Here is a 16,036-nt window from a genome sequence, read left to right as displayed (position 1 = left end):
TTTAAATTGGATAAGTGTGGTCGATTAATTTTTGGTCTTTCATGTCCTGCCAAAAACCCGCGGGGATTTGGATGTCCTTCAGTTTTGTGTTCGTGGCTACCCGTTCCGGATTTGTGGTGTTAAGTGCAATGCTGCATACACCAGGCGCCTGAAAAGCAAATGAACTGCAAACTGCGGCAGCTGAGAGGCTGTAGGTTTTGCAGAGCTGATAAAAGGCATCCCGCCAATTGTATAAATCCGGCCTGGTTTCCCGGCTGACCGGCTGATAGTTGTAACAGTCCGATCCCGTCAAAAATCCAGCATTGAAGATGGCCGAATTGATGATCGAAACGCCTTGCTTTTGCAGTTGTTGCATAAAGCTCAACAGTTCCCGCGGATGGCTGTGCAGGGTCATGCTGTTGGCGAACATCACCCAATCCAATTTCAGGTCGGTGCTGATCCGCTGGATAACGCTCCAGTTTTTTGCACCAACTCCGATCGACTGCACCTTGCCATCCTTTTTAAGTTCGAAGAGGGCGAGGTACGCGTTCAGGATATCCTGGTATCGCCGGTCAGCTTCTTCAGCTGTTGCGGCCCCGGCCAGATATTCGTCCGGGTCGTGTACAGAAACCATTTTTGCAGCATAGTCTCCAAGCAAGCTGTTGCCTTGCTCATAGCATTCCAGTATGCCCTCATAACTGATTTTCTGTACCGCATCATGCTCAAGGTCTTTCCAAACCCCGGGTTCAAAAGTTGGTTCCTCAGTTTTCAGCGGGGTACGCAGCCAGCCCAATTTATTACTGATCAGCAGATCCTCGGGATTTACATTTAATCTGGCAAGGCAACGACCAAGTGACTCCAGTGCCAGGCCGGCACCGTATTTCCCTGCTGAATCGAAAACCACTGGAATCGGGGAATGCCTGAAGCATTCGCGGACGATGCTCAGCTTGACCTCCTCACTCGGGGCCACATATAGATTACCCAGTCCGCTGGTACCGAAAATGACTTCAGGAAGTTGAATTACTGACATTTTGGTGGACTGATCTAAACGATATTACCTTCAATTTTGAACACAAATGCACTTTTCCCCGGAGCCAGTTCAGGTAGCTCAATTTCCAATCCCCCGGCATTTTGTTTGAACAAAATGGCGTTCCGCTCGCCGAGCAAGCTGATCCGCTCCACTTTACCCATGCTGGTGCTGAGGGTTTTGATTAAAGCTTTACGATCTTTCGGCCAGCCGAGCATAGTGGCATACAGTACCTGTCCTTTCTTTACGAAGCGGATGTCGGAAGCTCCGAATGGCTTTCCTTTACCTTCATTAAAGCCCTGGGCACTTAGCGGCGCCGCTGATTCCATAGCAGGACCTTCGCCGAACACTTTCCATGGGCGGGTCGCATAGATGCTTTCGCTGTTGATTCGCATCCAGTCGCCGATTTCCTCCACAACAACCAGTTCCTTATCGTCTATTGAGCCATCTCCGCGAAGTGGTACATTGAGTAAGAGGTTGCCGTTCTTACTGACCACATCAATTAAGGTATGAATGACCGTTTTTGAAGATTTGTAGTGGTTGTTGTCATAAATTCTGCGGTCGTAATGCCATTGACCAATGCAGGTATCTGTCTGCCAGGCCAGCGGCTCTATGGCATTGCTTTGTCCGCGCTCAATGTCCCAGACCATACACTTGCGCTGTTGTTCATCGAGAATTTTACCGGTGATGACTGCTTTGAGTTTTCCGTGTTTTTTGATGCTCTTGTTGTACATATGGGCTGCAATGCGCAGACCAGCGTCGCTGACCGGCCAGAGGGGAAGGGCAGTGTCATCGAAGTAGATCATTTCCGGTTCATATTTATCAATGAGGTCAATGGTGCGGTCGTAGAAGTTTCCGATGTACTCCTTGCTTGGCGGAGAAGCGCCATTGCCCCAATTCCACTGACCATGTATCGATCCATCATCGAGGCTATTTTCGCTTAAAGGATGGTTTTGAGCATATAATTCCTGGGGATCGAAGCCCTGCCACCAGGTACCTTTTCCATCAGTCGGGCTAAGTTTGCCATCATAGGGAACACCTGCCATGGGACCCGATTTATCGGAGCGTTGTGCGGTTTCATACCAGCGCCAGGCATGTGCGGCATGTACGCTGACGCCAAGGGGTAGACCTTGTTTTTTGGCAGCCCTGGCCCATCCCGCCATGATGTCCTTTTTGGGGCCGACCCGGGTCGAATTCCATTTCTGATGTTTACTATCGTAGAGGTCGAGGTTGTCGTGGTGGTTGGCCAGTGCCATGAAATATTTAGCACCGGCTTTCTTGTATAAGGCCAGCAAGGCATCCGGATCCCATTTTTCAGCCTTCCATTCATTAATGACATCCTTGAATCCAAATTTTGAAGGATGTCCATATTTCTCACAATGGTATTTATATTGATCGCTGCCTTCCTGGTACATTCCTCTCGCATACCAGTCGCCGCGTTCCGGCTGACATTGCGGTCCCCAGTGCGCCCAGATGCCAAATTTGGCATCCCTGTACCAGTCCGGCACCTGATATTGTGCCAGAGAAGCCCAATTGGGTTTAAAAGGTCCAATAGGTAGTTTCGCAATTGCTTCATTAAACAATGGGCTGCCGTATAAATTGCTGACATATAAGCTTGCCAGCCCAGCAATTCCGCCCTTAATTAAGGTTCTACGTTTCATTTATATCTGATTCTAGTTTATCCAGCAGAGTTCCCGTTCAGTGGTGTCAGACTGTTTGGAGTAACTCCCGGGCAATCCCGTTTAAATCAAAAATACGAGAGATGGATATGATAATTGTAGACAAAAACAGACTAAATTTTTCACAAAACAGATTAATGAAATATTGTTATCTTCGTTTATGATCAAGCGCCTGCTGTCCCATAACTTTTCATTGCTCAATGTGGATTCCGTGAAATTGGATTCCAGGTGGAATTACAGGAACATCGTCAGTCCATACCACCGCATTTATTATATCTCGGGCGGATCAGGCGAGATTTCTCACTTTGAGAAAAAACTCAAGCTGGAATGCGGTTACTTATACATCATCCCCAGTTTCACCTTGTGTAATCTGATGTGCGATACCTTTCTTGAGCAGTACTTTGTGCAGTTTTTTGAGGAATCTTCTGATGGCATTTCCCTGTTTGCCGAGAACAGGTCTATATTCAGGGTTGAAGCGAAGGAAGTTGATGTGCTGAACTTTGAGCGCCTGGTCTGCCTCAATCCCGGTCGTGGAATCAACCGTTCAGATGATCCTAAGGTTTATGAGAAAGACAGTTATTACAAAGAATACCAGGAGCTGAATCACCGTCAGCATACGGCTCAGTTTTTGGAGACCCAGGGCATATTGCTCCAGTTGATCGCAAGATTTGCAGGGCCGGAGATCATCGCACAAAAAGAGAAACAGCAGATTCCTGTTAAGATCCTGGATACCATCAGCCATATTGTGCTGAGTCTGCATTTGCCGCTGACCGTAAAATCATTAGCGAGCAGGGTACACCAAAATTCTGAGTATTTTTCCAGGCTTTTCCAGCAATATACCGGCTCCCGTCCTTTAGCCTATATCACGGAGAAGCGGATTGAACGCGCCCAATACCTGATCATCAGCAGTAAATCTAAATATGCTGATATCGCAGAGCAGACCGGATTTGAAAGCCTTTCCCATTTTTCCAGAACATTTAAAAAAGTTACAGGTCTAAACCCCAGTGACTATAAGAAAAGATATTCTGGCTGGTGATTTAAGACCCGAAAATCTGCGGTTAATTTTTTTTAGCATCGTATTTTGCCTAAACTTGCGACATCTGCTCAACCATAATTGGCTGAATCGTCGTTTTGCAGAAAAAACCTCATGCATAAATATAGGGATTATACGGATTCGGAATTGACCACATTGCTCCAAAGGGGCAATGATGCCGCATTTGCGGAGGTTTATGACCGTTTCTTCTATGCTTTGTATCTGCATGCATTCAACCGGCTCAGGGATAAAGAGGAAGCCAAAGATGTTGTCCAGCAACTGTTCATCAGCTTGTGGAACAAACGTGAAACCGCCGACCTCAGTAACCTGTCGAATTACCTTTATACGGCTGTCAGGAACCGGGTGATCAATGTACTGAGCCATAAAAATGTTGAAAAGCGCTACCTGATGGGTTTACCCAGGAATATCATCGTGGAGGATTGCATTACAGATCATCGCTTGAGGGAGCGTCAGCTTGCAGATATTATTGCCGGAGAGATCGCCCAGTTGCCCAGGAAAATGCGGGAAGTATTTGAGCTGAGCAGGCTGCAGAATCTGAGTCATAAAGAAATCGCAGCGCAATTGGGAATAACCGAACAGTCGGTCCGAAGCCATGTAAAGAACGCTCTGAAGATCCTGCGCTCACGTCTCGGCATGGTATTTTACATTATTTAATTTTTTTTTTACCCCCATACCCATATACCAGGCTGTCTATATTCTTAAAAGGAAAAAAGAATCTTTACCAAGCCATGGAACAGCCGGACCTTCAACATTTACTGGATAAATACAAAAATGGGACATGCACCGCCGAAGAGTCGGTTCTCGTGGAGAACTGGTATTTGCAATGGAAGGTCCAGCCTCAGGCAGTCAGCGAAGAAGAACTCAGTAATGTAAAGGATGAGTTGTGGCAGGCGATAGCCGCAGAAGTTAAGGCCGGAAAAACAGTTCCCCTTTGGAGGCGTGTAGGCATTGCAGCGGCAATCGTCCTTGCTACGATATCGGCTGGCATCTGGTTCTATCAATCGAATTTAGGAAACAACGCAAAGACCATCAGCTATACCAGTGATGTAGCGCCTGGAAGTAAGGGCGCAACGCTGACCCTGGCCAGTGGAAAAAAGATCAGGTTGGATACTGCGGATGTAGGTGTTTTGGATACCCAATCCGGATTGAAAATTTCAAAATCAGCAGAGGGAAAGCTGATCTACCAGTATGCGGGAAATTCAGATGCGGCGGCAGAGATCCATACCCTGAGCACTGGAAAAGGAGAGAGTTATCAGCTGGTACTTCCAGACAGTTCTGTGGTTTGGTTAAATGCTGCGACGAGCCTGAGTTTTTCCACCCGTATCCATTCGGAAAGCAGGCGTAAAGTCGAACTGCGTGGAGAAGGCTATTTCGAGGTGGCAAAAGACAGATCACGCCCTTTTATCGTAAAGAGTGCAGACCAGGAAATAGAAGTATTGGGAACACATTTTAATGTCAACAGCTACCAGGAAGAAAGCGGTACAAAAACCACTTTGATGGAGGGTAGCGTGCGCGTACGTCAGTTGGCAAATACTGGCAATCAGCTGGTTTTAAAACCGAACCAGCAGGCAAGTATGACTCCTGCAGGAATTTCGGTGAAATACGTTGATGCAGCAGATGTGATAGACTGGAAAAATGATGGTTTCATATTCAATGGCGGAAATTTTGGGGTCGCCATGCGCAAGATCGCCAGGTGGTATGACGTCCAAATCATTTATGAAACTGAGGATTTACAGAATTTAGAGATCGGCGGATTTATTTCCAGAAATAATCAACTATCTGCGGTATTGAGATTTATAGAATCAACAGGACAAGTACACTTTAAAATTGAAGGAAGGAGGGTTTTTGTGACGAACTAATACCAGAAAAAAACAAACCAGAAGTACATGTGCACTTCTGGTAAGAATTTGGCACAATCAAAATAATATCAATCATTAATGGCTGCTTGTCCTGGTTTTCGAAGACAGAGAGACAAGCTGCCAGAACCAAACTAAGCGTAAATGTATCAAATTTATACTAAACAAACTGGTATACCAAAGTCGGTATGCCGTAAAATCGTGCTAATTATGCGATTAACCACCGTAATACTTCTAGCATCACTTCTTCAGGTAAGCGCAGTCACTTTTGGCCAGCGGATTACACTTACAGGCAAGTCAATCCCACTAGAAGAAGTTTTAAAGGAGATCCAGTCACAGAGCGGATATGATTTCATCTATGATTTAAAATTGGTCAAGCAGTCGGGCCGTGTAGCTATCGCTGTACGTAACGTTTCAGTTGAAGAAGCTTTGCACACTGTGCTTCACAGGCTGCCCCTGAGCTATAAAATTGAAGATAAAAAAGTCACGATCAAGCAAAAAGCCGCCAGTTCGCTTTTGGATAATTTATTCGAGAACCTTACAGATATCCTTGTTGACATTGATGTAAGGGGCCGGGTATACGATGAAAAAGGAAGTCCGATGCGTGGTGCCACCGTAAAGCTAAAAGGCACTACGAAGAGTGTAACTACCGACGAACAAGGCTTTTTTCTATTAAGAGGTGTCCCCAAAGAAGGCCTGATCGAAATCTCCTTTATCGGGTATCAGAAAATGGAACTCAAGCCCAGCGAAAACTTAGGTACCATCAAACTCAGTGCGTCGACAATGGACCTGAGCGAAGTTCAGGTGGTGAACACAGGCTACCAGAAAATAGCCCAGGAAAGAGCTACAGGCGCTTTCACCAAGATCAGCTCAGATGAACTGCAGACCCGTTTTACACCCAATATCATCGACAATTTAGAAGGCCGTGTGGCCGGTCTGGTAAATTATGGGAACCGGATCGCCATTCGCGGAACGGGTACGCTGTTTGCGGAAAGCAGGCCCTTGCTGGTTTTGGACGGTCTTCCAGTTGAAATGGCCTATGAGGACCTGAATCCTTATGATGTCGAGTCCATCACCATTCTTAAAGACGCTGCAGCCTCTGCGATCTATGGCGCACGTGCATCAAATGGCGTCATCATTGTGGCGACGAAAAAGGCAAGTCACCTGGATAAAATCGATATTGAAGTTTCCTCGAATACCACGGTATGGCAAAATCAGAATGTAGATTATGCCGACAACTGGTACATGACACCAGAGCAGCAGGTAGACAGAGAAAACCAGTACTTCAAATGGCTGTACAATACATCGCCTACAGCAGCAGCTTCAGTGACCGCTATGGCAAATGCGTTAGCAGGAACAGGTAGCTTTAGCCTCAATCCCACACCCATACAATACGACCATTACCTGCTGAAAACCGGTGCAATCCAGCAGGCAGAACTGGACCGGAGGCTGGCCCAATATAAAACCCAGAATTTTGCAAAGGACTATGCGGACAATATACTGAGACAAAGGGTGCTGCAAATGCACAATTTGTCGGTGCGTAACCGTACCGCTAATTTTCAATCCAACCTGGTGCTCAATTACAAAGGCGACAATACCGGCAAGATCCATGACCGGGATGATCAGCTCAATATTTTCTACAAGGGTACTTACGACATGACCAAGTGGCTGACGATCAATTTTGGGGTGAACAACATCCTGCAGCGGGCCAGTGAGCGGAGAAGCAATTACGTAGAGAATACGATGGATCCATTTAGCCTGCCCGCCTATTATAGTCTATTTAATCCAGACGGGAGTCAGGCCAACATCTCTCCGGGATGGACTCATTATTACACACCCTATTCGACCTGGGCGGAGGATAATAAAGCACTTAGACCAATGCATTATTACCTGCTGGATGAAATCAACCTTAACAAGCACAAAATTGAAAGGCAAAACACCCGTTACCAGGGGGAGTTGTTGTTTAAGGTCGTACCCGGTCTGACTTTCAATACCCAATATGTTTATGAAGTAAATCGCCAATCCGAAATCAACAATTCAGAAGCAGACAGTTATCTGATGCGGCTGATGCGAAATGTGTATACCGTTCGGAATACCAACGGGACTTACCGCTACCTGATCCCGCAAACCGGGGGAAGGCTGGCTACAGAAAATACCCAGGGCAACCATTGGACAGCACGCGGTCAGGTCAATTTTAGCAAGACAATCAAGGATGTCCATCAGATAGACCTCCTTGCAGGAGTAGAGTTCCGCGAGACCAATACCAAAGGCACAAGAAATCTTTACCTGGGCTGGGACGACCAGTTGCAATCCCAATCGACCACAACTGTCAACTACAACGAGCTTTGGAACATCAACAATACCACATCCTATGCACCGGGCTATCCAGCGAGGCAGTTTATATTCACACCCTTCATTGAGAATGCCATCACACTGAATGTGCCGGGCAATAACCTCTCTGAGATCCGCCGGCGTAATGCATCCGGTTATGCCAATATGACTTATACCTACGACAGGCGCTATAATGTGTTCGGATCCCTCCGGAAGGACTTTGCGGATGTCTATGGTCTGGCGACAGAATTCCGTGGTTCACCATTCGGATCCCTTGGCTTAAGCTGGAACCTGAACAACGAGCGATTTATGGAGAAATATAAGGATGTCAATTTATTGAAGGTCCGGGCGAGTTATGGATTTACAGGTAACATCTATCAGGGCGCTACAAGTTATATGACCGCTACTACAGGCTTGTCCAACAGCAATACAGGACTACCCAGGGCAAGTATAGAAAGTCCAGGAAATCCCGAATTGTCCTGGGAGAAGACCGGAACCATTAATATCGGTACAGAATTCATGCTGTTCGATTCCAGGCTGAGGGGAGTAGTAGACTGGTATAAAAAGAAAAGTGATAAGGTTTTCTCCAATCAGACCTTGGAAGTTACCAAAGGCTTTACCAGTCTCATCATGAACATGGCCAATGTGAAGAATAATGGTCTGGAACTGACCCTTGCCTATGATTGGTTCCGTGCGAAAGACAGGAACGGATTCTCCTGGACGAGCTCGGGAATTGGATCCTGGAACAAAAACGAAGTAACCCGCGTAGAAATCCAGGCGAACAGTGCCTATCAGGTTGTGAGTATTGGCTATAAACAAGGATATCCTGTCCGCTCGCTTTTCTCTTACAAGAATGCCGGTTTGACCGCAAATGGCGTTCAGTCCTGGTATGCGGAAGACGGAAGGATCATACCAACCGTAAGTATTCAATCGGCAACACCCGGATCCGTCTATTTCACCGGGCAGGCCGATCCCAAATATACCTATGCCCTGGAAAATCAGTTGTCCTGGAAGGGTTTCAGTCTGAACATGCTGATGGTGTACTATGGAGGTCACCACATGCGTGCCAATCAGGTGCAGATTAACCCATCCCCGGGTGGCGGTCCGGTAAGGTCATGGTATTTGAATGCCTGGACACCGAGCAATATCAATACAGACATTCCCGGCATCTGGGAGTATAATAATGCGGGAGGTACCCAACCAGCAGTTCAAAACAACACCGATATATTTGTGCATGCAGCCGATTTTCTGAAGATACGGAATTTTGTGTTGGGTTATGATGTACCGCGGAGCTCCATTTCCAGGATTGGCTTGAACAACCTGAGGCTGCGCTTTCAGATGAATAACCTGCCAGCGCTCTGGAAAAGCAACGATATCGGCGTAGATCCAGAAACCTTAGGTATCCGCCTTCCCACAAGTTACGTTTTCGGACTCAATTTTAACTTTTAATGAACTATAGTGTACACGAACATGAAAAAAATATTATACACCTTAGCCATCTTATTGTCTGGACTCCTCAGCGGTTGTGAAAAATTTACTGAACTAGAACCAAAAGGCAGAAACCTGCTCAGCACATCGAGTGATCTGGATTTGTTACTGAATGACCCATACTCCGGGTTTAGCGTGGTGCGAACCGCAAGTCTGACCTCGGGGATCTACTTTACAGATATTGGACTTTTGAAGAAAGAGCCCATCAAAACATTCAATCATGCCATTATATTCTGGGACGAGAGTATAGACCGTGCGGCATTGAGGCCGACCTGCAACATCTACGAACCGATCTATAGTGTCATTGGTAAAACAGCCAATCCGGTCATCTCAAGGGCCGATGCAGCCAAGGGTGAGCGCTCGCTTGCGGACAGGTATAAAGCAGAAGCCTATATACTCCGGGCATGGTTCCATTATCTGGCCGTGAACATATTTGCGACGGCCTATAACCCAGCTACCGCGGCTGCCGACGGCGGTGTCCCTTATTTACTTGATACAGATTTAATTTCTGAGCCATCGAAAAAGTATACCGTGCAGGAAGTTTATGATCTGATACTTAAAGACCTGGACAATGCCTTCAAACTGAATGCCCTGGCGGATGAGGGTGTAAACCAGCAACGTGTAGGTAAATCATTTGCCTATGCGGTACAGGCGAGGGTACTTTTGTCCATGCGCAGGTTTGAGGAGGCATTAGTGGCGGCGCAGGCCTCACTGAAGATCAACAGTCAGCTGGATGACCACAATAATATGCTCGTTGATTACCCGGTGACGGGTGTTTCCCCCAATCCAAAAGGCTGGGCAAGACCGAGATTTTCCAGTAAAGAAGACCTGTTCAATACCCCGTCGATCATGTACCTGACCTGGTATGCACCTGAAATACTGGCCCAGTTTGATCCGAATTCCGTGCTCTACAAGTACATGCCTACACAAGTCAATATTCCCTTTGCAGGAGATTTTGGCGGCTCATATCACGGTATGCCGGGAGAGAAAGCAGTGTGGACATTGAGCGGTACGATGTCGGAAGTCAGCGGAGCAGGACTTACATCTGTGGATATGCGCCTGACAGAAGCCGAATGTATGATGCGGCTCAATAATTTCGGTGGAGCAAAAGAAAAACTCGAAGAAATTCGCAGAAAACGCATCATTACGAGCCAGTATAGTCCAGTGCCGGCAGCCGGCAGGTCGGAGTTATTTGCCTTGATCAAACAATTGTCCCGGAGTGAGAATTTCAACACTTTTAAAGACATGATCGATTTAAAGCGCTGGAATACAGAACCGGAATTTGCTGCAGATCTGCGCCGGACAATTTTGGGTCAAACCTATGTCTTGCGGCCTCAGTCGCCATTGTGGATTTATCCCTTCCCTCAAAACGCCACCACATTCAATCCCCAGTTAACACAAAATTACTAAGGTTTTATTTATTGATACTGAGCAGATCAGCCGCTCAGTATCAATTTTCAATTGAGTTCATATGAAAAAATCAATCGCATTTTTGCTGCTATTTTTAAGCGTTGTTGCCGGTATGGCACAAGAAAAGAAAGTATTGACAGTCGGAGATCCTGCACCAAAAATTCAGTATTCCAAATGGTTAAAGGGAAAGCCTTTCACAGCAGATCAAAAAGACATGGTCTACGTCTATGAATTTTGGGCTACCTGGTGCGGACCCTGTATTGCAGCCATGCCGCACCTGTCGGACCTGGCCCGAAAATATAAAGGAAAAGCCCAGGTTGTTGGCGTAAATGTATGGGAAAAAACAAAAGACAAACCCTATGAATCGGCCATTCCAGAAGTAGAAAAATTTGTGGCTGGGAGCGGCGAGCGCATGGATTACAATGTGATCATGGACAATAATGCGCAGCATATGGGCAATAACTGGCTGTTTGCCGCAGGTCAGAAAGGAATCCCGGCCACAATCGTCATCAAAAATGGCATTATCCAATGGATTGGCCATCCGAACAAATTAGACGGGCCATTGGACAGCCTGGTTAATGGGACTTTTGATTTGGCAGCTTTTAAGCAGATTTATGCAAAAAGACAGCAGGCATCCAGCAAGCAGAATGCGCAAATGGACCGGATCTTCAAGGCCGTACAAGATGCGGCAGATGCCGGAAATTTTGAGCAACTGGCAAAAAGCATTGAAGAAGGGAGCAAGGAAATACCCTATCTGAAAGGTGCACTTCAATCCAGAATGTTTGAAGCACTATTGACAAAAAAGACACCACAGGATGCTTTCAATTATGCCGAGGAGATGCTGAAGGAATCTCCAGGCTTCAAAACGAGCATTGCCATGATGGTTTTGGAACGGAGTAACCTGGATAAAGGCAGCTATACGAAAGCCATCGAGTGGCTGAAAAGCAGTCCGACGACCAACTCCCTGCTACTTGATAAAATCGCAGATGGTTACGCTAAAATTGGCGACTCCAAAAATGCCATTGCCGCATTGGAAGAAGCCGTTGTGAAAGGACAGGAAGAGCTGAAAGATGAACGTTATAACGGCCGTGTCTTCGACTATACCGTAGAAGGGTATAAAACGAAAATACAAGCTTTAAAAAACAAGCAATAAGACGCATCAGCAGATCACAAATTTGAAAAAGATGAAAAAATTACTCCTTTGGCTGTTGCTGGTATTGGCAACACCAGCTATGGCCCAGCATTCTGGTGCCGACAAAACGAAAGTGCTTTTTGTAGGTTACGATCCCGCGAAGCCATTACCCGACATGAAACGTTATGCTCCCGGTATGATGTCCGAAAAAGAATTTACTGCCGAATACCCGGTGAGGATGCCTGCATTCAAAGCATTGCTGAGCCAATATTTTGCGGAAGTAAAGACGATGGACTGCAGAGATTGGAAACCAGAAGACTCAGCGCCTTATGACGTAACGATCTTTGATTTTCCGACTAATGTCGTAGAGCCTGCGAAGCAGGAAAAAGATGAAAAGGGGAAGGTAAACTATATATCAGCGCGTTATCTTCCCGATGATTTTTCCAAACCAGTGGTCTTTATTGCCAGCACCGCCGACCAGATGGGCCGCAGGATAGGCCTTAAACTGGACTGGCTGTGTTTGTGTCTCGATGCAGATGCCCATCACCTGAATTCGCAACATGCGATTTTCAAGGGGCCGCTGGAAAAAGTAGTACCTACGATGGTGACAAAGCAAACACCCGATGGGATTTTTCACTATGCTACAGGAGCTGATGTCCCAAAAGAGATCCCGATGTGGAGGGTGCAGAACACAGGATACCTGGACGGTAAAGGAGTTAGAATTGGCCTGGTATCCCGGGGCAACAGGTTTTCCGAATCGCCCGATGTGGAAATGATCTCCAGCGGGGTATGCCAGAAAGATGTTGGTGCAGTGGCCCTGGGCCGTCACGGCAATTTCTTTCTCTGGGGTTTCGGTGCATCGCCGGCTGATATGACCGAGGAAGGCAAAAAGGTATTTGTAAATGCGGTAGCCTATATGAAGCAGTTTGATGGAAAAACACCTATTTCCAGGAAATACAACGATCGTATGGCCACTACCGATGACGTACGGGAGATCATTGCCAACGTAACGAAAAAGAGTTATGACGATTACGTCTCGGAGCTGAAAACTTTCAACGAAGGAAATGCAAAAGAAAATAAGCGGCTGAATGATAAGAAAGCAGCGGGGCAGGCGCTTAGTCCCGAAGAAGAAGCCAAACTTCCATATGTGGGGCGTGCCCAGGAAATCGATAGCTGGGAAACCTATCTTAAGCGGCGCATGGGTAAACTTGCCGGTCGTTTTGGTAATGATGGCCCGGCGTTCCAGAAGTACCTGAGTGATAATTTTGATTATATCTACTGTGATCCCGATGGCTTTTTCGATTATTCCATTGACGAAGATGTGCAGCAGATCGGTGTACCCAACCACAGTGTGAAGCTACTGGAAACCTGTGTAAGTATGCTAAAGAAAAATGAGCGGCCGGAACTGGCCTTGAAGGTACTTAAAAGGTATACCGGAGAAGGCTTTTCGACTGCAAAGGACTGGAGCGACTGGCTGACGAAAAACAAGAAAAAGCTGTTCTTTTCTGAAACCAACGGTTACAGGTTTATAGTAAATACCTACAGCAAATGAAGCAAATAATTGGATTGATTTTGGGGTTTGTGTTAACGGGACTGAGCTTAAGCGCTCAGTCCACATTTGACAAGAAGATATTGGAAGCAGTTAAGCAACTGAAATGTGCTGAGCCATCAGATGAAGCGCCGGTGAGATTAAATGCCGGTCTGGTAGCCGAGCGAGATAGTGTTGCCGTAGTTGTAAAAGTGCAATTGGCTGTTGGCTGGCACATCTATCAGTATGTACCGGCCAGTATGCCGTACATCGCTATGGATCATATCCTGAAAATTCCGGAAGGGCTGAAGGCTGCCGGAAACTGGGTGATCTCTCCGCCATTTCCATCGGCACAGGATAAGGGTGTATTGATCTATGAAAAACAAGCCTGGTTCATACATAAGATGCTGCGCACAGCAGGTTTGAAAAAAGATGCTGTTGTTAAGGCCGGTTTATATTATCAGACATGCGATCTGCGTCAATGTCTGCAACCTGTAGAGGAGGTTTTTGATTTGAAAATAGCTGATATTTTATAAATTGCTGAAGGTAAAAATGGTTCATTTCTTCCATTAATTGTGTTTCTGTTGGCTGGTAAGGCTAAGTAATTGCCTGAAATGACTCCAACTCAATTGCGTCGACAGTGTCGACGTAATTGGGAAAAACCTGTGAAACTGATGATGTCTTAATTGTACGCGGAGTTATTTCTGTCTAATACCCAGTTGCTGGACTTTTTGTAGTTTTTGTTTACGTTGCTCTTCAGTTGAATTTCTAATCATGGTTAGGTAGGAGACCCGAACAGGGCTTATGCCGCAAAATTTTAGGGTAGATTCTTTAAGTTGGTTCTTAAAAAAAAGAAATATACATCAAATAGAAGTCAAATATAGCTCAAATCTTAAGGTTATTGAGCTATATTTGACTTCTTATTGATCCATAAAAGATATTTATGAAAGACAATATTTCGACATTAATTATAGATTAACTTAAAGAGTATCCAGGCATTTGCAGACGGGAATAAACGAACAGCGAGAATTATCAGTAATTCAATACTTATTGCACATCAATATTGCCCTATATCATTTCGTACGGTAGATTCCGTTGACTATAAAAAAGCGATGCTGATTTTTTACGAGCAAAATAATATAGACGCGTTTAAACAGATCTTCATAAATCAATTTGAATTTGCTGTTAAAACATACTTTTAACGCTAAGTGGGAGAGTGTCATTAAAAGATGTTATTTGTATGATCCATATTTTTTTTCAAACCGAGCAAGGGTAAGGCAGGGGGTTATGGTACTTCACTGTATATTATCCAAAATAGGATTTATGCAAAGAGAAGAAATAGCCCAATTGGTACAACGTTATCTGAATGATACGGCCACAGCAGAAGAGCTGGAGCGGTTGAATGACTGGTACCATAGCGCCAGCGAAGACAACCAGGTCTGGTTTGCTGAGGTACGCAATGAAGAAGCCTTGTTGAGGGTAGCTATGTATAGCCGGATTGCAAAGCAGTTGGGCATTGAAGAAGTTCCGGGGAATAGGGGAACAAGATTGTGGCCATGGATGGGCGTCGCTGCGGCGGCCGCCCTGGCTACAATTGTTTTTGGTCTGTGGTTTTTTACAGGTGATCGAGAGATCCTGAAACAAGTTCAGGATGACGTGGTATGGAATGACATTGCTCCAGGAAAAAGTGGCGCGACCATAACCCTTTCTACTGGTGAAGTGATCCAACTTAGCGAAGCGAAGAAAGGTGTGATTGTAGACCCTACATCATTAACCTATGATGATGGAAGTAAGGGGACTGATTTCAGTCTGAAGACTGAAACCACCGTACAAATGACAGCGAGCACCGCCAAGGGCCAAACCTATGAGTTCAGTCTCTCAGATGGCACGCATGTGTTTCTAAACTCTGATTCAAAAATTAAGTTTCCTGCACAATTTTCTGGGAAAGAGCGCAGAATTTTTCTCCAGGGCGAAGCGTACTTTGTGGTTAAGCACAATGAACAGCAGCCATTCCGGGTAGAGAGTAAGGGGGCAGATGGCAAGAGCCAGGTGGTAGAAGATATCGGCACGGAGTTCAACATCAATGCCTATGCTGATGAAAGCAGCATCAAAACCACCCTGGTGGAGGGTGAAGCAGCCGTGTATGCGGGCGCGGGCCCGAAGAGCAGTGCTGTGAGTCTAAAGCCTAAGCAGCAGGCCAGCTTTGCCAATGCCCGGATAGCCATAAAAGCCATAGATCCGGAAGAAGCGATCGCCTGGAAGAATGGTGATTTCATCTTCAGGGACGAAAGCCTGGAAAACATTATGCAGCAGGTAGCGCGCTGGTATGATGTAGAAGTGGTATACAGTGAGGAAAAGCTGAAATCCATTAAACTCGGGGGATTTGTATCCAGGGACAAGCCGATATCGGCGGTGCTCCGGATGATGAGCCTGACCAAGCGTGTGAAATTTGAAGTAAAAGGAAAACAAATTAAAGTACTATCATCCTTATAAAGTAATCAACTAAACCGTAAACCAAACAACCAAAAAAGATGAAAGTACAGATACAAACC

At 45.9% G+C, this 16,036-nt stretch carries 11 protein-coding genes; 9 read left to right on the top strand and 2 right to left on the bottom strand.

Translation table 11 applies throughout. The annotated features are described in order from the left end of the window. Position 1 precedes the first annotated feature (1 nt). Both WAE59_RS25695 and WAE59_RS25690 read right to left on the bottom strand, forming a co-directional pair. Complete coding sequence (locus WAE59_RS25695; RefSeq protein ID WP_337858882.1) at positions 2-1,009, bottom strand: aldo/keto reductase; 1,008 nt, start codon at positions 1,007-1,009, stop codon at positions 2-4. Between the two features lie 14 nt (positions 1,010-1,023). Further along, positions 1,024-2,667 carry an alpha-L-fucosidase gene (locus WAE59_RS25690; RefSeq protein WP_337858881.1) on the bottom strand — a complete coding sequence of 548 codons (1,644 nt, stop codon included), beginning with the start codon at positions 2,665-2,667 and terminating at the stop codon, positions 1,024-1,026. Between the two features lie 178 nt (positions 2,668-2,845). On the opposite strand from WAE59_RS25690, the gene WAE59_RS25685 reads away from it, so the two are divergent. From WAE59_RS25685 to WAE59_RS25645, 9 genes are all read left to right on the top strand, one after another. Next, positions 2,846-3,721: a helix-turn-helix domain-containing protein gene (locus tag WAE59_RS25685; protein WP_337858880.1), complete on the top strand. Its 876-nt coding sequence runs from the start codon at positions 2,846-2,848 to the stop codon at positions 3,719-3,721. Positions 3,722-3,832: 111 nt separating this feature from the next. After that, positions 3,833-4,393, top strand: a complete 561-nt coding sequence (locus WAE59_RS25680) for an RNA polymerase sigma factor (protein WP_337858879.1) — start codon at positions 3,833-3,835, stop codon at positions 4,391-4,393. Between the two features lie 74 nt (positions 4,394-4,467). Next, positions 4,468-5,598: a FecR family protein gene (locus WAE59_RS25675; RefSeq protein WP_337858878.1), complete on the top strand. Its 1,131-nt coding sequence runs from the start codon at positions 4,468-4,470 to the stop codon at positions 5,596-5,598. Between the two features lie 207 nt (positions 5,599-5,805). Beyond that, the gene (locus WAE59_RS25670; RefSeq protein ID WP_337858877.1) at positions 5,806-9,375 is read left to right on the top strand and encodes a SusC/RagA family TonB-linked outer membrane protein; all 3,570 of its coding nucleotides are present in this window, start codon (positions 5,806-5,808) and stop codon (positions 9,373-9,375) included. Positions 9,376-9,396: 21 nt separating this feature from the next. Next, complete coding sequence (locus WAE59_RS25665) at positions 9,397-10,824, top strand: RagB/SusD family nutrient uptake outer membrane protein (RefSeq protein ID WP_337858876.1); 1,428 nt, start codon at positions 9,397-9,399, stop codon at positions 10,822-10,824. 61 nt (positions 10,825-10,885) lie between these two features. Further along, the gene (locus WAE59_RS25660; RefSeq protein ID WP_337858875.1) at positions 10,886-11,977 is read left to right on the top strand and encodes a TlpA disulfide reductase family protein; all 1,092 of its coding nucleotides are present in this window, start codon (positions 10,886-10,888) and stop codon (positions 11,975-11,977) included. A gap of 31 nt (positions 11,978-12,008) precedes the next feature. Then, positions 12,009-13,508 carry a hypothetical protein gene (locus WAE59_RS25655; protein ID WP_337858874.1) on the top strand — a complete coding sequence of 500 codons (1,500 nt, stop codon included), beginning with the start codon at positions 12,009-12,011 and terminating at the stop codon, positions 13,506-13,508. Beyond that, positions 13,505-14,020, top strand: a complete 516-nt coding sequence (locus tag WAE59_RS25650) for a hypothetical protein (protein ID WP_337858873.1) — start codon at positions 13,505-13,507, stop codon at positions 14,018-14,020. The genes WAE59_RS25655 and WAE59_RS25650 overlap by 4 nt, the downstream gene beginning before the upstream one ends. Before the next feature lie 787 nt (positions 14,021-14,807). Beyond that, positions 14,808-15,977, top strand: coding sequence for a FecR family protein (locus WAE59_RS25645; RefSeq protein ID WP_337858872.1), 1,170 nt, complete (start codon positions 14,808-14,810; stop codon positions 15,975-15,977). The last annotated feature ends 59 nt before the right edge of the window (positions 15,978-16,036 follow it).

Source organism: Pedobacter sp. GR22-6, from assembly GCF_037402555.1.
Lineage (GTDB): Bacteria > Bacteroidota > Bacteroidia > Sphingobacteriales > Sphingobacteriaceae > Pedobacter.
This window is presented reverse-complemented; position numbering and strand designations above follow the sequence as displayed.

Bases quoted from the DNA above. Each gene is read 5' to 3' on its own strand.
- WAE59_RS25695 (WP_337858882.1), bottom strand. From the start codon at position 1,009: ATGTCAGTAATTCAACTTCCTGAAGTCATTTTCGGTACCAGCGGACTG.
- WAE59_RS25690 (WP_337858881.1), bottom strand. From the start codon at position 2,667: ATGAAACGTAGAACCTTAATTAAGGGCGGAATTGCTGGGCTGGCAAGC.
- WAE59_RS25685 (WP_337858880.1), top strand. From the start codon at position 2,846: ATGATCAAGCGCCTGCTGTCCCATAACTTTTCATTGCTCAATGTGGAT.
- WAE59_RS25680 (WP_337858879.1), top strand. From the start codon at position 3,833: ATGCATAAATATAGGGATTATACGGATTCGGAATTGACCACATTGCTC.
- WAE59_RS25675 (WP_337858878.1), top strand. From the start codon at position 4,468: ATGGAACAGCCGGACCTTCAACATTTACTGGATAAATACAAAAATGGG.
- WAE59_RS25670 (WP_337858877.1), top strand. From the start codon at position 5,806: ATGCGATTAACCACCGTAATACTTCTAGCATCACTTCTTCAGGTAAGC.
- WAE59_RS25665 (WP_337858876.1), top strand. From the start codon at position 9,397: ATGAAAAAAATATTATACACCTTAGCCATCTTATTGTCTGGACTCCTC.
- WAE59_RS25660 (WP_337858875.1), top strand. From the start codon at position 10,886: ATGAAAAAATCAATCGCATTTTTGCTGCTATTTTTAAGCGTTGTTGCC.
- WAE59_RS25655 (WP_337858874.1), top strand. From the start codon at position 12,009: ATGAAAAAATTACTCCTTTGGCTGTTGCTGGTATTGGCAACACCAGCT.
- WAE59_RS25650 (WP_337858873.1), top strand. From the start codon at position 13,505: ATGAAGCAAATAATTGGATTGATTTTGGGGTTTGTGTTAACGGGACTG.
- WAE59_RS25645 (WP_337858872.1), top strand. From the start codon at position 14,808: ATGCAAAGAGAAGAAATAGCCCAATTGGTACAACGTTATCTGAATGAT.